The sequence below is a fragment of the Flavobacterium sp. genome (genome assembly GCF_027531905.1).
GTDB lineage: Bacteria > Bacteroidota > Bacteroidia > Flavobacteriales > Flavobacteriaceae > Flavobacterium.
In genome coordinates, this window is sequence record NZ_JAPZSU010000009.1 from 1 (window position 1) to 17425 (window position 17425).

The window sequence follows — 17425 nt, forward strand, 5'->3', positions numbered from 1 at the left end:
TTTTGGTTGTATATTAAAAATATTATTTATAAACTTAATGTTTTTTCAACACATTTTTTTAAAAGACAACAAATTTATTGGTTTAAATCCGTTCAATCTGTGTCATCTGTGGTCTATCAAAAGATGTGTCCAGACGGTAGGCTACTACCGGGGCTAAAAGGAAGCATCCTACCTTTTTGCTTTCGTAGTGACTTAAAATTAATTAGGTTCTACATGAATCAAAACATGTCCCAAAGAGGGGATTTGCGCTCGAAGGGTATCTTTTAAGTCATGCGCAATATCATGTCCTTCTCTCACTGTAATCGTACCTTCTACCCTTGCGTGCAAATCAACATGGTACTGCATTCCTGCTTTTCTTATAAAACATTTCTCAGTATCTATAACTCCTGGAACCGTTAAGGAAACAACTCTAATTTCCTCAACCAATTCATCATATAGATGCTCATCCATTATCTCGCTCAAAGCGGGTCTAAATATTTTATAGCTATTGAATAAAATAAAACCAGAGGCAAAAAGAGCCGCCCAATCATCGGCAGACTCGTATCCTTTCCCAAAATAAAGGGCAATAGAAATTCCCAAAAAAGCCGCTACCGAAGTAATAGCATCGCTTCTATGGTGCCAAGCATCGGCTTTCAAAGAAGAGCTATTGGTTTCTTTACTTCTTTTCATCACCAACTGAAACGAATACTCTTTCCAAATAATAATGGCTCCCAAAATATAAAGTGTCCAAGATTTGGGCAAATCATGAGGTGTCCCAATGTTTTGAATACTCTCATAAGCAATAATCGTAGCCGAAGTAATCAAAAAACCAACTACCAAAAACGTAATCAAAGGTTCTGCACGACCATGACCATAAGGATGATTATCATCGGCAGGTTTATTAGAATATTTGATTCCAAAAAGCACCAAAAAGGACGCAAAAATATCGGTTGTTGACTCAATCGCATCAGCGATTAATGCATACGAATTGCCAAAAAAACCAGCCAATCCTTTTACAATAGCCAAAGAAGTATTACCAATAATACTGAAGTAGGTGGCTTTTATCGCCGTTTGTTCTTTAGTCATTGTTTTGTAATTAAAAAATCGTTTAAACTAGCTTTGACAAAAAAACAAAACTAATTTAAACGATTCATTGAAATTATTATTCTTTTTAAGCTCTTACAATATTGGCTCCAATAGCTCTAAGACGCTCATCAATGCGCTCGTATCCTCTATCAATTTGTTCAATATTTTGAATAGTGCTCGTTCCTTTCGCTGACAAAGCAGCAATCAATAACGAAATACCCGCACGAATATCTGGTGAAGACATTGTAGTTGCTTTCAATTGCGATTTAAAATCATGACCAATAACTACCGCTCTATGAGGGTCACACAAAATGATTTTTGCTCCCATATCTATTAATTTATCTACGAAAAACAAACGGCTTTCGAACATTTTTTGATGTATCAATACATCACCTTTTGCTTGAGTAGCTACTACCAAAATAATACTCAATAAATCTGGAGTAAAACCAGGCCAAGGCGCATCTGCAATGGTTAAAATAGAACCATCAATGTCCGTTTTAACTTCGTAACCATTCACGTGAGCAGGAATAAAGATATCATCTCCTTTTTTCTCTAGTGTAACCCCTAGTTTACGGAATACATTAGGAATAACTCCAAGATTTTCCCAACTTACATTTTTTATAGTAATCTCAGATTTAGTCATAGCGGCCAATCCAATCCAAGAACCAATCTCAATCATATCCGGAAGAATACGGTGTTCACATCCACCTAATGCTTCTACTCCTTCAATAGTCAACAAATTAGACCCAACACCAGAAATTTTAGCTCCCATTGCATTCAGCATTTTGCATAATTGTTGCAAATAAGGCTCACAAGCAGCGTTGTAAACTGTAGTTGTACCTTTAGCCAAAACGGCAGCCATTACGATATTTGCCGTACCTGTAACAGAGGCTTCGTCCAATAACATATCTGTACCTGTAAGTCCATCTGGAGCTTCTACTCCATAGAAATGATCTTCTCTATTGTATCTAAACTTAGCACCTAAATTGATAAATCCTTCAAAATGGGTATCCAATCTTCTTCTTCCAATTTTATCTCCACCTGGTTTCGGAATATAACCTTTACCAAAACGAGCTAATAACGGACCAACAATCATAATCGAACCACGCAAAGAACCACCTTCTTTCTTAAAGGCTTCAGTCTCTAAATAGCCCATATTTACTTCATCCGATTGAAAAGTAATGGAACTATTGCCGTTTTTTTGAATTTTAACTCCTAGATTGCCCAACAAAGTGATTAACTTGTTGATGTCAATAATATCCGGAATATTATTGATTGTTACTTTTTCTGGAGTAAGCAATACAGCGCATAAAATTTGTAATGCCTCGTTTTTTGCTCCTTGTGGGGTGATTTCTCCTTTTAATTGAATTCCACCTTCGATCTTGAAAATTCCCATTTGTTATACCAATTTATATTAATCAATAATTACACAAAATATAATTACTGCTGTTTTCTGTTTTGATTTTTGTGCATCGGAGTTTTGCCCGATTTATTTTTATTATTCTGATTCTTTTGTTGATTGGAAGGCGTAATTTTATTCGACATTCTTTTGTTTGTTCGAAGTAAATCTGTGGTTCCCAAAAGCTCTTCTTTGCTTTGCAACAAATTCAATTTTCCACCAGAGAGCTCATACAAATGCTCAAAAATAACATCGTCTTTTACGGTGTCTTTGTTCCAACTCAAATACGATTTCTTCATGTGATTGGCAATTACCTTGACCAAAGCACTTTTCATTTCGCCTTCTTCCCATTTATTCGCCACATCTATCATATACTTGATATTATTACCATAATATCTATACTTAGGATAGTTCTGAGGATATTGCAAAACCTCAGGTTTCAATTGCAAAACTTCACGAGACGGAATAGGATATGGAGAGTCTACCGCCAAACGAAAGTCGGACATAATAAACAACTGATCCCATAACTTGTGCTGAAAATCAGGCACATCACGCAAATGAGGATTTAAACTTCCCATTACTTGAATGATGTATCTAGCAGCTTTGTTACGCTCTTCATCGTTCTCTATAACAGTAGCTTGCTCAATCAATTTTTGCAAATGACGACCGTACTCAGGAATGATTAAATGTTTTCTTTCAGAATTGTATTCTAAATGATACACTACATCATTGGCGTTCTCTTTTTTATATTTTTCGATCATATTTATAGGGAAACAATACCTTCAATTGTAGATAATTCTTGGTATTTTTCAATAATTTCTTGTGAGTTTTTCATGGTAACATCAACAGAAACACTTGTAAACTTGCCTGTTTTCGATTGTGTAGTTTTAATCACGGCGCCCATACAATCAAATGCATCTTGCACTTTTTTCACATTACCTTCTACCGATGGAACAATGAATTTAAATAAATATTCTGCTGGCCAAGTATTACTGTTATCTAATTCTACTTGCAATCTTTCATAAAAAGCAGCGGTCTCTTTTTCTTTGTCTTTATCCATTACTAATTTAAAATAAACGCAAATATACATTTTTGAGGGCAGATTTAAGAATTTACAACTAGGATTTAGCTTTTTTTTTAGAATACACAATTGAGACAATGTATCACTATTGCAAAAACTATTTTTTGTGGCTTGAAAAAAATATCAAAAATAAAACACTCACTACCAATACATTTGTGTCTAGCCTATTTTCAAAACCTCAATCAATGGCAGTAGATATTTATATCATAAATAATCCTCGTAAAAATGTTTTGAAAACCAATAAGTTTAGGTAAATTTGCGCCCTTATTTACAAAACGTGCAAAAAGAAATCATCGTTATTATTGGCGGCCCAGGAACGGGAAAATCAACTATCATTAATCAGCTTTCAGCTATGGGGCATTGCTGCTATCCAGAAATTTCCAGACAAGTAACTGCCGAAGCCAAAAAACTAGGAATTGACCAATTATTTCTAGAAGACCCAATATTGTTTAGTCAAAAACTACTCGAGGGAAGAGTTAAACAATTTAACGATGCACAAAACGAATCTCATACGGTAGTTTTTATAGATAGAGGTGTGCCAGATGTAGTTGCTTATATGGATTTTATAGGTGATGCATATCCCTCACATTTTGAAGAAGCTTGCAAGATTTGTACTTATTCTAAAATATTCATGCTCCCTCCGTGGGAAGAAATTTACGAAAGCGATGGGGAACGGTACGAAAATTATGAACAAGCACAACAAATATACCTGCATCTGAAAGAAACCTATCAAAACTACGGCTACGAATTAATCGAAGTTCCAAAAGATACGGTTGATAACAGAATTCTTTTTATCTTAGACCGAATTTCTAGCAAATAATCAAGAAATCGGAAATAGATTTCTAGTTCGAACGAAACTGAAATCCATGCAAGAAGCCTTACAAATTCTAAATAAATACTGGAAACACGATAGCTTCCGCTCCCTTCAAAAGGAAATTATCGAATCGATTCATAGCGGTAAGGATACCTTGGCAATTCTCCCAACGGGTGGAGGAAAATCAATATGTTTTCAAGTCCCCGCTTTGATGAAAGAAGGCATATGTCTTGTCATATCGCCTCTTGTCGCTTTGATGAAAGACCAAGTTGCCAACCTACAGCAACGCAACATCAAAGCAATTGCACTAACTGGTGGAATACCAACAGAAGAAGTCATTGATTTACTAGACAATTGTCAATATGGCAATTACAAATTTCTATATCTATCTCCTGAGCGTCTTCAAGGAGATTGGATTATGGATAGAATCAAAAACCTCCCTATCAACTTAATTGCAATTGATGAAGCGCATTGTGTATCGCAATGGGGTCATGATTTTAGACCTGCATATTTAAAAATTAGTGATTTAAAAACACATTTCCCAAAAATCCCTTTTTTGGCTTTGACCGCAACAGCTACACCAAAAGTCAAAGAAGACATCATTAAAGATCTTAATTTACAGCAACCCGCTGTTTTTCAAAAATCATTTGCTAGAGAAAATTTAGCGTATATGGTTTTTGAAGTCGAAGACAAATTATATCGTATACAACAAATATTGATTAAAAACCCTGCTCCTTCTATTATATATGTAAGAAATAGAAAGTCTTGCTTAGACATTGCCTCACAATTGAACATTTTAGGCTTTAAAGCAACCTATTATCACGGTGGCTTATCATATAAAGAGAAAGAAAAAAACATGCAACGCTGGATGACTGAAGAAACACAAGTTATTGTTGCCACCAATGCTTTTGGAATGGGAATTGACAAAGCAAATGTAAAAACTGTTATTCATATTCAATTACCCGAAAATTTAGAAAATTATTACCAAGAAGCAGGAAGAGCAGGAAGAGATGGTAATAAAGCGTATGCAATTTTATTGAATAGCCCATCGGATAGTCTTCAAGCGGAGTCACAATTCACCAATAACCTACCGGATCGCCCATTCTTGAATATAACTTATGTCAAACTTTGTAATTATTTTCAAATCGCTTATGGTGAAGGCATAAATGAGCAATTCACCTTTAATTTAAACCATTTTTGTTCAAAATATAGCTTTCCTATTCTAAAAACGTATCAAGCATTGCAATTTCTGGACCAACAGGGTATAATTAATTTATCACAAGAGTTTTCAGAAAAAATAACCCTGCAATTTCTAATTCCGTCTAAAGAAGTTATTCGATACATTAGTCTTAATCCAAACGACGAAGAGATCATTCTGGCTATCCTAAGAACCTATCCTGGAATATACGAAATGCAAACTTCATTCAATCTTTCATTAATCGCCAAAAAAGCAAGCGTTAAGGAAGAAGCCGTTCATTTGGTTTTGAAAAAATTAACTGAAAAAGAAATCATTGAGTACCACGCAAAAAACAATGATGCTACTATTCTTTTCAATGAAGTTAGAGAAGACGAACGAACCATCAATCGAGTGATTAAACATTTGGACCAGCAAAATCAATTAAAAAAAGAACACCTTGCCAGTGTCATTGGTTACGTACAGAACCAAAATCAATGCAAAAGTCAGTTGCTTCTTGCTTATTTTGGAGAAAAATCGAGTCCCGAATGCGGCATTTGTTCTTATTGCATCTCGAATTCAAAACCTTTTCCGTTTGACAAAGAACTCCCCAATACTATTCTTGAGCTTTTGCAAAAAGAGGATTCAGACTCAAGAGAACTAGAAAAAAAGACTCGAAAAGGCTCGGATGCTATTATCTTTGCACTACAAACCTTGCTAGAGCAAGACAAAATTAAAATACTACCCAACAATAAATACACTTTACAATAAAATGGAAAAATTACGAATCGTTTTTATGGGAACTCCTGAGTTTGCCGTGGGAATTCTGGATACAATAATCAAAAATAATTTTGAAGTAGTTGGGGTAATTACCGCAACAGACAAGCCTGCTGGACGCGGACAAAAGATCAGGTATTCCGCAGTAAAAGAATATGCATTAGAAAAAGGATTAACAATTCTACAACCTAGTAATTTAAAAGACGAAAACTTTTTAGCAGAATTAAAAGCTCTAAATGCCAATTTACAAATTGTTGTGGCGTTCCGAATGCTTCCAAAAGTTGTCTGGGAAATGCCAGAATTAGGCACATTTAATTTGCATGCTTCGCTATTACCAAATTATCGTGGGGCCGCACCTATCAATTGGGCCATCATCAATGGAGAAACCAAAACTGGAGTTACCACTTTCTTTATTGACGACAAGATTGATACTGGCGCTATGATTCTTAGCAAAGAAACAATGATTGGAAAAGAAGAAAATGCAGGAATGCTTCACGATCGACTAATGCATATTGGAAGCGAAACAGTTATAGAAACGTTAAAGCTAATCGAATCCAAGAAAGCTACTACTACAATTCAGGAAGATAACGAAGAAATCAAAACCGCCTACAAGCTCAATAAAGACAATTGCAAAATAGATTGGAATCAATCTGCAGAAAATATCCACAATTTGATTCGTGGTTTAAGTCCTTATCCAGCGGCTTGGTGTTATTTTAATGACCACAATACTGAATACAATGTAAAGATTTATGAGTCAAAAATAGAAACAGCATCCCATTCCAGCCCTATTGGAAGCATCGTTTGCACTAAAAAAGAATTAAAAGTAGCCGTACAAAATGGTTATATAGAAATTTTAAGTTTACAATTCCCAGGAAAAAAAAGAATGAAGACGGCAGAACTATTAAATGGAATTAGTTTTTCCGAGAATTTCATAGTGTCTTAAACTCAGTAAAAACAGGCATTCGCAAAGTTCATCACTTTATAACAAGTCATTTATGAACAAAAAAAATAAGTTATTAACAAATTTGACTAAAAATCACAAAAACACTTGTGTGGAACGTAAATCCTACTAAATTTGTTCTAATAACATTTTAACCAACAATTAATAACTATTTATTATGAACAAATCAGAATTAATCGACGCTATTGCTGCTGATGCAGGAATTACAAAAGCAGCTGCGAAATTAGCATTAGAATCATTTTTAGGAAATGTAAGTGGTACCTTGAAAAAAGGAGGAAAAGTATCTTTAGTAGGTTTTGGATCATGGTCAGTTTCTTCAAGAGCGGCTAGAGATGGTAGAAACCCACAAACTGGAAAAACTATTCAAATTGCAGCAAAAAATGTTGTAAAATTTAAAGCTGGAGCAGATTTAGAAGGAGCAGTAAACTAATCCATTCTAACTATAATACATTAAAACCTTCCCTATGGAAGGTTTTTTTTTGCATTTGAACGATTATTTTTGGCTAACTAAATTAATTTTAGCTAAATTTAATGAAAAAATTAAATTTTCATGATAACAGATAAATTAAAAAAAGGACATTTGCTTATAGCAGAACCTTCGCTAATTGGTGATTTATCATTTAATAGATCTGTAATATTATTAGCAGATCATAATAAAGAAGGATCGATAGGTTTTATCATAAACAAGCCTCTCAAATATACTATCAACGATTTGATTCCAGAAATTGAAGCCCGATTCAAAATATACAACGGCGGCCCAGTAGAACAAGATAATTTATATTTTATTCACAACATCCCAGATCTTATTCCAAATAGTGTTGAAATTTCAAACGGAATTTATTGGGGAGGTGATTTCGAATCGACAAAAGAGTTAATCAATACTGGTTTAATTGGAAAAAACAATATCCGTTTTTTCTTAGGTTATACTGGCTGGGAAGAAAAACAATTAGAGAATGAAATGGAAGACAATTCATGGATAATTACAAAAAACTCTTATGAAAATAAAATAATTGGAAAATCGCCAACTCATTTTTGGAAAGAACAATTAATGGAATTAGGTGGCGATTATTTGATCTGGTCTAATGCTCCAGAAAATCCATACTCTAACTAATTTATCCCTAAATGTTGTAGAAGTATTTCATTCAATACTTTGGCAGTGCCTATTGCAAATTCTTTTTTTCTATATTTTGTTATGGGCTGAATTCCCCTAATCACATTGGTTATAAATAATTCATCTGCTTTTTGAAGATCAAAAGGCGAAATAATCTGCTCAACCACTTCTAAATCGGTTTCTTTTTTGGCTAATCTCAAAATTTGCTTTCTCATAATCCCATTCAAACACCCTTCACTAACTGGTGGAGTAATTAACCTATTACCCATTTTCATAAACAAATTACCCTGCAAAGCTTCCACCACATTTTTGCCATCATTTAGCAATATGCAATTGTCTAAATCATTCTCATTAGCATAAATACTACCTGTAATATGAATCATTTTATTAGTAGTTTTCAAAGTAGAAAGCAACTGTTTTGAAATGTAGAAATCCTTATACAAATCTACTTCATATTCATTCTCATTAACGCTATACAACGGATTTTCTATAACTGAAGCTTGAATCAAAAAAGACACTGTATTATTAGTAGGCAAATAAAATCCCCCATCGTTTCTGTAAACTGTAATTCTAACACGAGCGGATTGCTCACATTTATTACTTTTGGCTAAAGTTAGTATTTGTTCTTCAATATATTCTAAGGTAAAAGTCATTGGGATTTCCATACGGACAATTCGCATCGCAGCCATTAATCTAAAATAATGATCCTCAAAAAATAAAATCTTACCATCTATAACTTTGATTGTTTCAAATACGCCATCACCATACAAAAAACCTCGATTTTGTTCTAACAAATTTGTATTTGAATCCAGTAGTGTTCCGTTAAAATTAATCATAAAAAAAGCCCTAAAATTAGTTTAGGGCAAAGATATAGTTTAAAATAGACTTTTACTACACGGAACCGATGAGATGTTTTAAATCAGAAATTTGATTTTCCCACAACTGTGACGCTTCAGGAATTTCGTTTTTCTCAGCAAAATCGATTACCAACAAAGAAACGTCTTTAGTCAGTTCATCTTCAAGAATATGCAATTCAAAAAAATATTCCGTATCCTTATTTTTATCATCCACCCATCTAAACTTAACTTTTTCTCCTGACTTTTTTGAAGCTAATCTCGCTTTTTCCTCCGTGTCATCCCAAATGAAAGTAAAAAATTCCCCTCTTGAATTTACATCATCTGCAAACCATTCCGCCAAACCCGAAGGTGTAGATATATATTGATACAACAATTGCGGAGAAGAGTTTATAGGAAATTCAATCTCATATCTTACCTTTTGATCCATACTTGTTTTTTTTTTTTGGAAATATAAGAATATAAAGCCAAAATAAAACGATTTTAAAAAAAAATATTTTTTACACCAATATGCTTGTCAACTCTAATTTTATTTTTATATTTGCACCCGCATTCAGGGGTTATTCAATTAACCAGAATATGGCGAGATAGCTCAGTTGGTTAGAGCGCAGGATTCATAACCCTGAGGTCCCGAGTTCAAATCTCGGTCTCGCTACTAAAAGCCTCAAAATAGTAAATTTGAGGCTTTTTTTTATACACTATCTACCTTTCCTTCCTCTTCTTTTAATCCATGATTAAAATCCTCATAAATTGGCATTTGTTAATTTTTACCAAAAAGAAAGCTTCAAAAATTGTATGATTGATTTTCTTATTATATTTGATGATATAAAAGTTAATCAAACCTAAATTCTTATAAAATGAAAAAAGTAGCAGCAGTTTTAGCTTTTTCATTCTTGGCTTTATCTACTCAAGCACAAGAAGCTCCAGCTAAAGAGAAAACAAAAAAAGAAGCAACAACTACAAAAAAAGAAGCAACAAAAACAAAGACCGAATGCAAAGCAGAAGGTAAAAAATGTTGCTCTTCTAAAAAATCAAAATAAAAAAATGCCTCAATTGAGGCATTTTTTTATTGTTTACTTAAATCTAGAACTTATTATTTTACTCTAACGCTCCATTCAAAATCCATTTCAGAAACCTGAACTCCTTTTTCATCGGTTCCAATGGATTTCATCCAAAAGGTTTGCCCCTCCCCTGTTGCGACAGTTTGTTTTATTGCTTCTTCTATCAAATGTCCATCATTACAGATAAATGTAATTCTACCTGTGGCTTTCTTGGTAAAATTCCCTTTGTTGTTAGCTACTAACATGGATATTTTTCTGCCACTTTTTTGAATTTGATACATTACCAAAGCGCCAGTAGACAACTCAGCAGCCATAGCTTGAACAGCAAAATACATAGAATTAAACGGATTTTGATTGATCCAACGGTGTTTTACACTTACTACACATTGCTTTTCGTTAATAGCTTTTACTCTTACTCCACACAAAAAAGCCGAAGGCAATTTAAAAAATAAGAATTGATTCAATTTTGATACGTTTATTTCCATTATATATTGGTTTTTGGGTAAAAGTACAAAAAAATACTATGCATACATATAAAATTACAATATCAACCCTAAACTGTATACACATCAACTAATAATACACTCAAAGTACAATTAATCAATAGAAAGTGACTAAATAAGCAGCAACTATAAAAAAATTAGTTTTGTTAATATTTTGTTAATATTTACTACTATGCGATACAAGATACTTTCTTTTAGACATATATTTGCATAAGAAATTACTATATACTTTAAATCATGGAAACATCATCAGAAAAAAACATCGCAACCTTTACTCATTTGAGTACATTGAGCCAGTATATAATTCCGTTTGGAAATTATATCTTCCCTATTTTGATTTGGACTTCAAAAAAGGATCAATCAGAATTTGTAGACCATCACGGAAAACAAGCTATTAACTTTCAATTGAGCATCCTTATTTACTCACTGGTTATGGCAGCAATTGCATTACCGATATTAATTTTTACTGTTTTTAATAATATGACCTTTGATGAATTCTATCACAATCAAGGATTAGTGATAAGAAATTTTAATTTTGAAGACCACATTGGACTTATTACAGTTGGAATCATCGCTGCGCTTGCCTTTGTTGGATTTAAAATAGCAGAATTCTTCTTAATAATTATTGCAGCTGTGAAAACATCAAATGGAGAAAAATACCAATATCCATTCACTATTCCCTTTATAAAGTAATCAATTATAAAGTAGTATATAGTAGTCTAATCAACGCTATAAATCATCTCAACTATCACCTGTAATGGAAAGTAATCAAAAAACGAACAGTTCAAATCAAACAAAAAATCAAAACGAAAATTATGAACATTGAAAACACAAAAGCCCAGATGCGTAAAGGTGTTCTCGAGTTTTGCATCTTATCAGTTTTAAAAGAAAAAGATGCCTACACTTCTGAAATATTAGACACTTTAAAAGACGCAAAATTGTTAGTAGTTGAGGGAACCATTTATCCTTTGCTAACACGATTAAAAAATGACGGATTACTCAACTATCGTTGGGAAGAATCAACCTCAGGACCACCAAGAAAGTATTATGGTCTAACTGAAATAGGTCAAACCTTTTTAACTGAATTAAGCGGCACTTGGAATGAATTATCCGAAGCCGTAAGTCTAATAACCAACCAAAAACAATAGTCATGAACAAAACTGTAAATATAAACCTAGGAGGAATGTTCTTCCATATTGATGAAGATGCATACCAAAAATTAACTCGTTATTTTGAAGCAATAAGACGTTCTTTGTCTAAATCATCTGGACAAGAAGAAATCATTAAAGATATCGAAATGCGTGTTTCAGAATTATTAAATGAAAAACAAAAAAGCGAAAAACACGTAGTAGGACTGAAAGATGTAGATGAAGTAATTGCTGTAATGGGGCAACCTGAAGATTACATCATTGAAGAAGAAACAAACGCTTCAGGAAAATTTAATGATTATAGCACAAGAGCTACCAAAAAATTATACCGAGATAAAGAAAAAGGAATGATTGGTGGTGTAGCTACAGGTCTTGGACATTACTTTGGAATCGATGCGGTTTGGTTAAAAATTATGTTCTTAATCTTTGTTTTTGCTGGATTTGGCTCAGGTATATTAGCGTATATCATCCTTTGGATTGTAACTCCAGAAGCCATCACCACTTCAGAAAAACTTGAAATGACTGGTGAACCCGTAACCATCTCTAATATCGAGAAAAAAGTTCGTGAAGAATTTGAAAATGTATCTGGTAAATTCAAAAATGCCGATTATGACAAAATGGGAAACCAAGTAAAATCTGGAGCTGAAAAATTGGGAAACTCTTTAGGTGATTTTATTATGACTCTTTTTAAAGTTTTCTCTAAAATTTTAGGTGTATTTATAATCTTGACAGGACTTTTTACACTAGTTAGCTTATTTATTGGGGTATTTACATTAGGCTCTTCAGCATTTATCGATTTTCCTTGGCAAAACTTCGTTGAAGCTGGGAACTTTGCTGACTATCCAGTTTGGAGCTTTGGATTATTGATGTTTTTTGCTATCGGAATCCCTTTCTTTTTCCTAACTATATTAGGATTCAAGTTATTATCACCAACTATTGGATCAATTGGAAACATTGCTAAATATAGTTTGTTGGCTTTGTGGTTAATCTCTATTGCCATCTTAATCTCTATAGGAGTAAAAACAGCCACTCAAGTAGCGTATGACGGAAAAACAGTAGCCAAACAAAATATCCCTTTGAATGCAAACGATACTTTGTTCGTGAAATTCAGATATAATGATTATTACACTAAAGATATCGACGATCATACTGAATTTGAATTTGTACAAGATTCTGCGAACAACAAATTGATCTATTCTAATAATGTAAGCTTGAGAATTTTATACACCGATGAAAAAACACCTTACATTCAAATTGAAAGAACAGCCAAAGGAAAATCGTTTCAAGACGCTAAATTCAGAGCTGAAAAAATTCAATATGGTATAAAAGTAGAAGGAAATCATTTGTACTTAGACAATTATTTATTGACCGATGTAAAAAACAAATTCCGTGATCAAGAAGTAGAATTGTATTTGTATTTGCCAGAAGGTACTTTATTGAAACCAGATGCATCAGTACAAAACTATGATCGTTCAGATAATGATTTCTTCAATTTACACTATAGCTCAGACAATTACGTTTACAAAGTAACTGATTCTCAAATAAAATGTTTAAATTGCCCTGATGATGAGGACGAGTGGAATGATGTAGAAAATGATTCAACCGCTACTAATGTTACCATCAATGAAAATGGCATTTCTATTAAAAAGGATACTTTAATTAAATCCAATAAGGATATAAAAGAATTAAAAATCAATAAAGACGGAATAATCATCAAAACCGAATAGTTATGGTAAAAATAATCACACTAGTAACAAAATTCATTATTGTTACGCTGACCGCTTTACTGTTTGCCTCTTGTAATTTGTCTGCAAATTTCAATTCCATCACAGGAAGTGGAAATGTGACTACCGAAAAGAGAATTGTAAATGGCGATTTTAAAAGTATTGAAGTAGGAAACGCTATCGACTTGGTAATCGAACAATCCGATAAAGTTGAAATCATTGTAGAAGCCGATGACAATTTGCAAAAAGAAATCACTACCAAAGTAGAAGACGGTAAGCTTATTATTGGATGCAAATACAGTTCTTTCTTGAATATCACTTCGAAAAAAGTAATTGTTCGAGCTCCTATTATTGAAGGCATTGAAGCCAATAGCGCTTCGACTGTAAATAGTAAATCAACCCTTAAAGCTTCTGAATTTAAGATTGATGCTTCGAGCGCGGCTTCTTTGGATTTGAACATAGAATCTGAAAAAATAATTTGCGATTCTGGAAGTGGAAGTAGCATAGTATTGAAAGGAAAAGCTATTAGTTTGCAAACAAGTTCTTCCAGCGGAAGTTCTATTAATATTGGCGAGTTGTTGGCAAACGATATCAAATCAGAGGCTTCATCAGGAAGTATTCAATCGCTACATCCGTTGGTGAGTCTTGATGCCGAAGCGTCGAGCGGAGCAAACATCTCCTATAAAAACAAACCTAAAAGACTAAAGAAAAGCGAAAGCTCTGGCGGTTCGATAAGCCAAGAATAGTTTTTAGTTGAAACAAAAAAAAGTCCTTCGCTGTGAAGGACTTTTTTTATGACTAAAATTAAGATGTAACCCAAAATTCTTATTGCCGCTCTTTAGCCCCGATCGCAGTGGAAATCCTTTGTTGCCGGGGTTCGGCAACAAAGATTATAACGGAGAGCGGGACTTTGAATACAAAAAAGCGCTTTGACTACTGCTCCTAAAAAAATTACTCTTTGGCTGCCAAATAACGCTCGGCATCCAATGCTGCCATACAACCTGTACCTGCAGCGGTAATGGCTTGGCGGTACACGTGATCGGCGGCGTCTCCTGCTACGAAAACTCCTGCTACATTCGTTTTTGAACTTCCTGGAACGTTAACGATATAACCCGTTTCGTCTAAGGTCAAGTAATCTTTGAAGATATCGGTGTTGGGTTTATGACCAATGGCTACGAAAAATCCAGTTGCTGGAATGTCATACACTTCATCGGTAATTTTGTTTTTTACTTTGATAGCCGAAACCACTTGTTTGTCTCCTAAAACTTCAACGGTATCGTGGTTTAAAAGGATTTCGATGTTTTCGGTTTTGCGTACTCTTTCTTCCATAATTTTGGAAGCTCTGAATTTTTCACTTCTAACCAACATCGTTACTTTTTTGCATAACTTAGATAAGTAGTGTGCTTCTTCGCAAGCAGAATCACCTGCTCCAACGATTACTACTTCTTGGTTTCTATAGAAAAATCCATCACAAACGGCACAAGCTGAAACTCCGCCACCCATTTTTAAATAATGTTGTTCTGAGGGTAAACCTAAATATTTTGCAGAAGCTCCTGTAGAAACAATCACGGTTTCGCAGTGTAATTCGATAGTATCATTAATCCAAACTTTGTGGATATCGCCAGAGAAATCAACTTTTGTAGCCCAACCGTCACGCACATCAGCGCCAAAACGTTGTGCTTGTTGTTGCAACTGAATCATCATTTCTGGTCCAGTTACACCGTCTACATAACCTGGGAAATTTTCAACTTCATTGGTCGTTGTCAACTGTCCACCAGGTTGCATTCCTTGGTACAAAACTGGATTCATATTGGCTCTAGCAGCATAAATAGCCGCGGTATAACCCGCAGGACCTGAACCTATAATTAGGCATTTTATTTTTTCGATAGTATTTGACATTGTGTTTTGAGTTTTTTAAAATACACGCAAAAATAGGATTTTAAAAAATAATAACTGGCTTAGAAGTATTTGTTTTGATTATGAAGTGATAAAAAAATACCTTTTTGGATAACAAAAAGATTTTTACAAGGATAGCATGAATTGTTTCCACTTATTTAATCATTTGTTTTTGATTCTTCTCGAAAACAAAAAAACAAAAACTATCATGTCTTTAGCTTTTTCTTTTTTGCCGCGGGGAATAACACATTATTTAAAATTAATCGATAACCTGGAGAATTAGGATGTAAGTCTAGTACCGTGGCAGGATCACCAACTTGGTGTTGAAAATCTTCGGGATCATGACCTCCATAAAAGGTGAACATACCCTTACCTTTTTGTCCATGAATATATCGTGCTTCGCCATTGAGTTCACAACTCCCTAATACAAGGATATTTGATTTTACCAATTCGGCATCAAAGGCAGTAGTTTGTCCCATAAACCCTTTGATCAATTGAGTATGATTCTGACACAACATACTAGGAATTGGATCCCACTTGGCGGAGAATTCCATTAAGGTAAAATAATCTTTTTCCATTGGGATTTTTCGTCTACCAGTCATGTCAATATTTGAAAATTCATATTGTTCTGGGCGTCGCTCCAAGGTGAAATTTTTGAAAGCAAAAGAGCGATCAAAGTTTAATAAAGATTGATAATTGGGGGTACTTGCATCCCCATCGAACATGGTTTCGCAAATATCTATCCCTTCGGCAGCCAAAGCAATGTCGAAACTATCGGTTGCAGAACACATAGCAAACATAAATCCACCACCAATTACAAAATGACTTATTTTTTGCGCTACAGCTCCTTTCTCCTCTGCTACTTTTGTATAGCCTAACTTCTTTGCTAAAGCTTCTGCTTCCTTTTTTTGATCAATGTACCAAGGGGTATTTTTATAGGCGCTATAAAATTTCCCGTATTGCCCCGTAAAATCTTCATGATGCAAGTGCAACCAATCGTAAAGCAGTAACTGATCTGATAAAACTTCTTCATCATAAACTGCTGTAAATGGAATCTCGGCATAGGTTAAGACGAGCGTTACTGCATCATCCCAAGGCTGTTTTCCTTTGGGAGTATAAACCGCTATTTTTGGAGCTTTCTCTAATAAAACCGATTCCATGTTCTGGGAAGGACTAGCAATTTGGTTCAGCAAATCAGTTTCTTCACTATCGGATAGTATTTCAAAACTTACCCCACGAATTTGGCATTCTTTACGAATTTCGGGTGCATCGGGCAACAAAAAAGACCCTCCTCTATAATTGAGTAACCAACTGGCTTTGTAATTTTTATCTAAACACCAATAGGTAATACCATAAGCTTTTAGATGATTTTGTTGTGCCGTTTCATCCATCGGCAACAATATAAACCCCGCATTGGCAGTATGAGATAATACTATGAAGCATAGTATAAAAAGAAAATTTGATTTCATCAGGTGCTATTTGTTTCTCAAAGATAAAACGATACAAATAAAAACTTCATCCTTTTACTAAAAAATACTTTGAAAAAAACGCTACTGATCATTTATCGAAAGAATCATCCCTCAAAAACACTTGGCTTACTTTTATCATTTCTTTTGAATTGAAATAAAAATGCGTAATACTACTCTTTTTCAATTTACTGAAAGACAATATATTTGAACCAAAATAAAAACAACTTATGAAAAACACTGTTAATTACACCAGCCCAATCTCAAAAAATGAAATAAATTATAGAACTTCAAAAAAAATAGGCGCTTGTCTATTAGCTGTTTTATTAGCTACTTTTTACATTTTATCGTTCCAATATTTATTGAATCATTAAAAAAAATTCAAAAAAGC

General features: G+C 33.9%; 19 protein-coding genes and 1 tRNA gene. 11 read left to right on the forward strand and 9 right to left on the reverse strand.

What is annotated here, in order from left to right; all coding sequences use genetic code 11:
- Nucleotides 1-198 precede the first annotated feature (198 nt).
- From O9307_RS02825 to O9307_RS02840, 4 genes are all read right to left on the reverse strand, one after another.
- Complete coding sequence (locus O9307_RS02825; RefSeq protein ID WP_298295132.1) at nucleotides 199-1065, reverse strand: cation diffusion facilitator family transporter; 867 nt, start codon at nucleotides 1063-1065, stop codon at nucleotides 199-201.
- 85 nt (nucleotides 1066-1150) lie between these two features.
- Nucleotides 1151-2461 (reverse strand): UDP-N-acetylglucosamine 1-carboxyvinyltransferase, encoded by a 1311-nt coding sequence (gene murA / locus O9307_RS02830; RefSeq protein ID WP_298295134.1) that lies wholly within the window; start codon nucleotides 2459-2461, stop codon nucleotides 1151-1153.
- 44 nt (nucleotides 2462-2505) lie between these two features.
- A complete protein-coding gene (locus O9307_RS02835; RefSeq protein WP_298295136.1) occupies nucleotides 2506-3225 on the reverse strand; it encodes a DUF4290 domain-containing protein in 720 nt (239 codons plus the stop codon).
- A 2-nt stretch (nucleotides 3226-3227) separates the two neighbouring features.
- The gene (locus tag O9307_RS02840) at nucleotides 3228-3524 is read right to left on the reverse strand and encodes a DUF493 family protein (RefSeq protein WP_298295274.1); all 297 of its coding nucleotides are present in this window, start codon (nucleotides 3522-3524) and stop codon (nucleotides 3228-3230) included.
- Between the two features lie 298 nt (nucleotides 3525-3822).
- Here O9307_RS02840 and O9307_RS02845 point away from each other — a divergent pair, with 298 nt between their 5' ends.
- The 5 genes from O9307_RS02845 to O9307_RS02865 all read left to right on the forward strand — a co-directional run bounded on the left by O9307_RS02845 (nucleotide 3823) and on the right by O9307_RS02865 (nucleotide 8382).
- On the forward strand, nucleotides 3823-4365 hold the full coding sequence (locus O9307_RS02845) for an ATP-binding protein (RefSeq protein ID WP_298295138.1): 543 nt from the start codon (nucleotides 3823-3825) through the stop codon (nucleotides 4363-4365).
- Between the two features lie 46 nt (nucleotides 4366-4411).
- The gene (locus O9307_RS02850) at nucleotides 4412-6304 is read left to right on the forward strand and encodes an ATP-dependent DNA helicase RecQ (protein WP_298295140.1); all 1893 of its coding nucleotides are present in this window, start codon (nucleotides 4412-4414) and stop codon (nucleotides 6302-6304) included.
- A 1-nt stretch (nucleotide 6305) separates the two neighbouring features.
- On the forward strand, nucleotides 6306-7253 hold the full coding sequence (gene fmt, locus O9307_RS02855) for a methionyl-tRNA formyltransferase (RefSeq protein ID WP_298295142.1): 948 nt from the start codon (nucleotides 6306-6308) through the stop codon (nucleotides 7251-7253).
- Nucleotides 7254-7428: 175 nt separating this feature from the next.
- Nucleotides 7429-7701: an HU family DNA-binding protein gene (locus O9307_RS02860; protein ID WP_064714443.1), complete on the forward strand. Its 273-nt coding sequence runs from the start codon at nucleotides 7429-7431 to the stop codon at nucleotides 7699-7701.
- 120 nt (nucleotides 7702-7821) lie between these two features.
- A complete protein-coding gene (locus O9307_RS02865) occupies nucleotides 7822-8382 on the forward strand; it encodes a YqgE/AlgH family protein (protein ID WP_064714442.1) in 561 nt (186 codons plus the stop codon).
- Here O9307_RS02865 and O9307_RS02870 read toward each other — a convergent pair.
- Nucleotides 8379-9218, reverse strand: coding sequence for an aminotransferase class IV (locus O9307_RS02870; protein WP_298295147.1), 840 nt, complete (start codon nucleotides 9216-9218; stop codon nucleotides 8379-8381). The genes O9307_RS02865 and O9307_RS02870 overlap by 4 nt on opposite strands.
- Nucleotides 9219-9273: 55 nt before the next feature.
- Entirely contained in the window at nucleotides 9274-9666 is a 393-nt protein-coding gene (locus O9307_RS02875) for an START-like domain-containing protein (protein ID WP_298295149.1), read from the reverse strand.
- 151 nt (nucleotides 9667-9817) lie between these two features.
- Here O9307_RS02875 and O9307_RS02880 point away from each other — a divergent pair.
- Nucleotides 9818-9891: transfer RNA gene (locus tag O9307_RS02880), tRNA-Met, on the forward strand.
- Nucleotides 9892-10093: 202 nt separating this feature from the next.
- Nucleotides 10094-10276, forward strand: a complete 183-nt coding sequence (locus tag O9307_RS02885; RefSeq protein ID WP_298295151.1) for a hypothetical protein — start codon at nucleotides 10094-10096, stop codon at nucleotides 10274-10276.
- 53 nt (nucleotides 10277-10329) lie between these two features.
- On the opposite strand, the gene O9307_RS02890 is transcribed toward O9307_RS02885, so the two are convergent.
- Nucleotides 10330-10782, reverse strand: a complete 453-nt coding sequence (locus O9307_RS02890; RefSeq protein WP_298295153.1) for a DUF4442 domain-containing protein — start codon at nucleotides 10780-10782, stop codon at nucleotides 10330-10332.
- A 255-nt stretch (nucleotides 10783-11037) separates the two neighbouring features.
- On the opposite strand from O9307_RS02890, the gene O9307_RS02895 reads away from it, so the two are divergent.
- The 4 genes from O9307_RS02895 to O9307_RS02910 all read left to right on the forward strand — a co-directional run bounded on the left by O9307_RS02895 (nucleotide 11038) and on the right by O9307_RS02910 (nucleotide 14418).
- The gene (locus tag O9307_RS02895; RefSeq protein WP_078212444.1) at nucleotides 11038-11493 is read left to right on the forward strand and encodes a DUF4870 domain-containing protein; all 456 of its coding nucleotides are present in this window, start codon (nucleotides 11038-11040) and stop codon (nucleotides 11491-11493) included.
- A gap of 122 nt (nucleotides 11494-11615) precedes the next feature.
- A complete protein-coding gene (locus tag O9307_RS02900) occupies nucleotides 11616-11948 on the forward strand; it encodes a PadR family transcriptional regulator (protein ID WP_078212445.1) in 333 nt (110 codons plus the stop codon).
- Nucleotides 11949-11950: 2 nt separating this feature from the next.
- The gene (locus O9307_RS02905; RefSeq protein WP_298295157.1) at nucleotides 11951-13675 is read left to right on the forward strand and encodes a PspC domain-containing protein; all 1725 of its coding nucleotides are present in this window, start codon (nucleotides 11951-11953) and stop codon (nucleotides 13673-13675) included.
- Between the two features lie 2 nt (nucleotides 13676-13677).
- The gene (locus O9307_RS02910; RefSeq protein WP_298295159.1) at nucleotides 13678-14418 is read left to right on the forward strand and encodes a head GIN domain-containing protein; all 741 of its coding nucleotides are present in this window, start codon (nucleotides 13678-13680) and stop codon (nucleotides 14416-14418) included.
- 205 nt (nucleotides 14419-14623) lie between these two features.
- Here the strand turns inward: O9307_RS02910 and trxB are convergent, their stop codons facing one another.
- The gene (gene trxB / locus O9307_RS02915; RefSeq protein WP_298295162.1) at nucleotides 14624-15571 is read right to left on the reverse strand and encodes a thioredoxin-disulfide reductase; all 948 of its coding nucleotides are present in this window, start codon (nucleotides 15569-15571) and stop codon (nucleotides 14624-14626) included.
- A gap of 203 nt (nucleotides 15572-15774) precedes the next feature.
- Entirely contained in the window at nucleotides 15775-17037 is a 1263-nt protein-coding gene (locus O9307_RS02920; protein ID WP_298295164.1) for an asparagine synthetase B, read from the reverse strand.
- Between the last annotated feature and the right edge of the window lie 388 nt (nucleotides 17038-17425).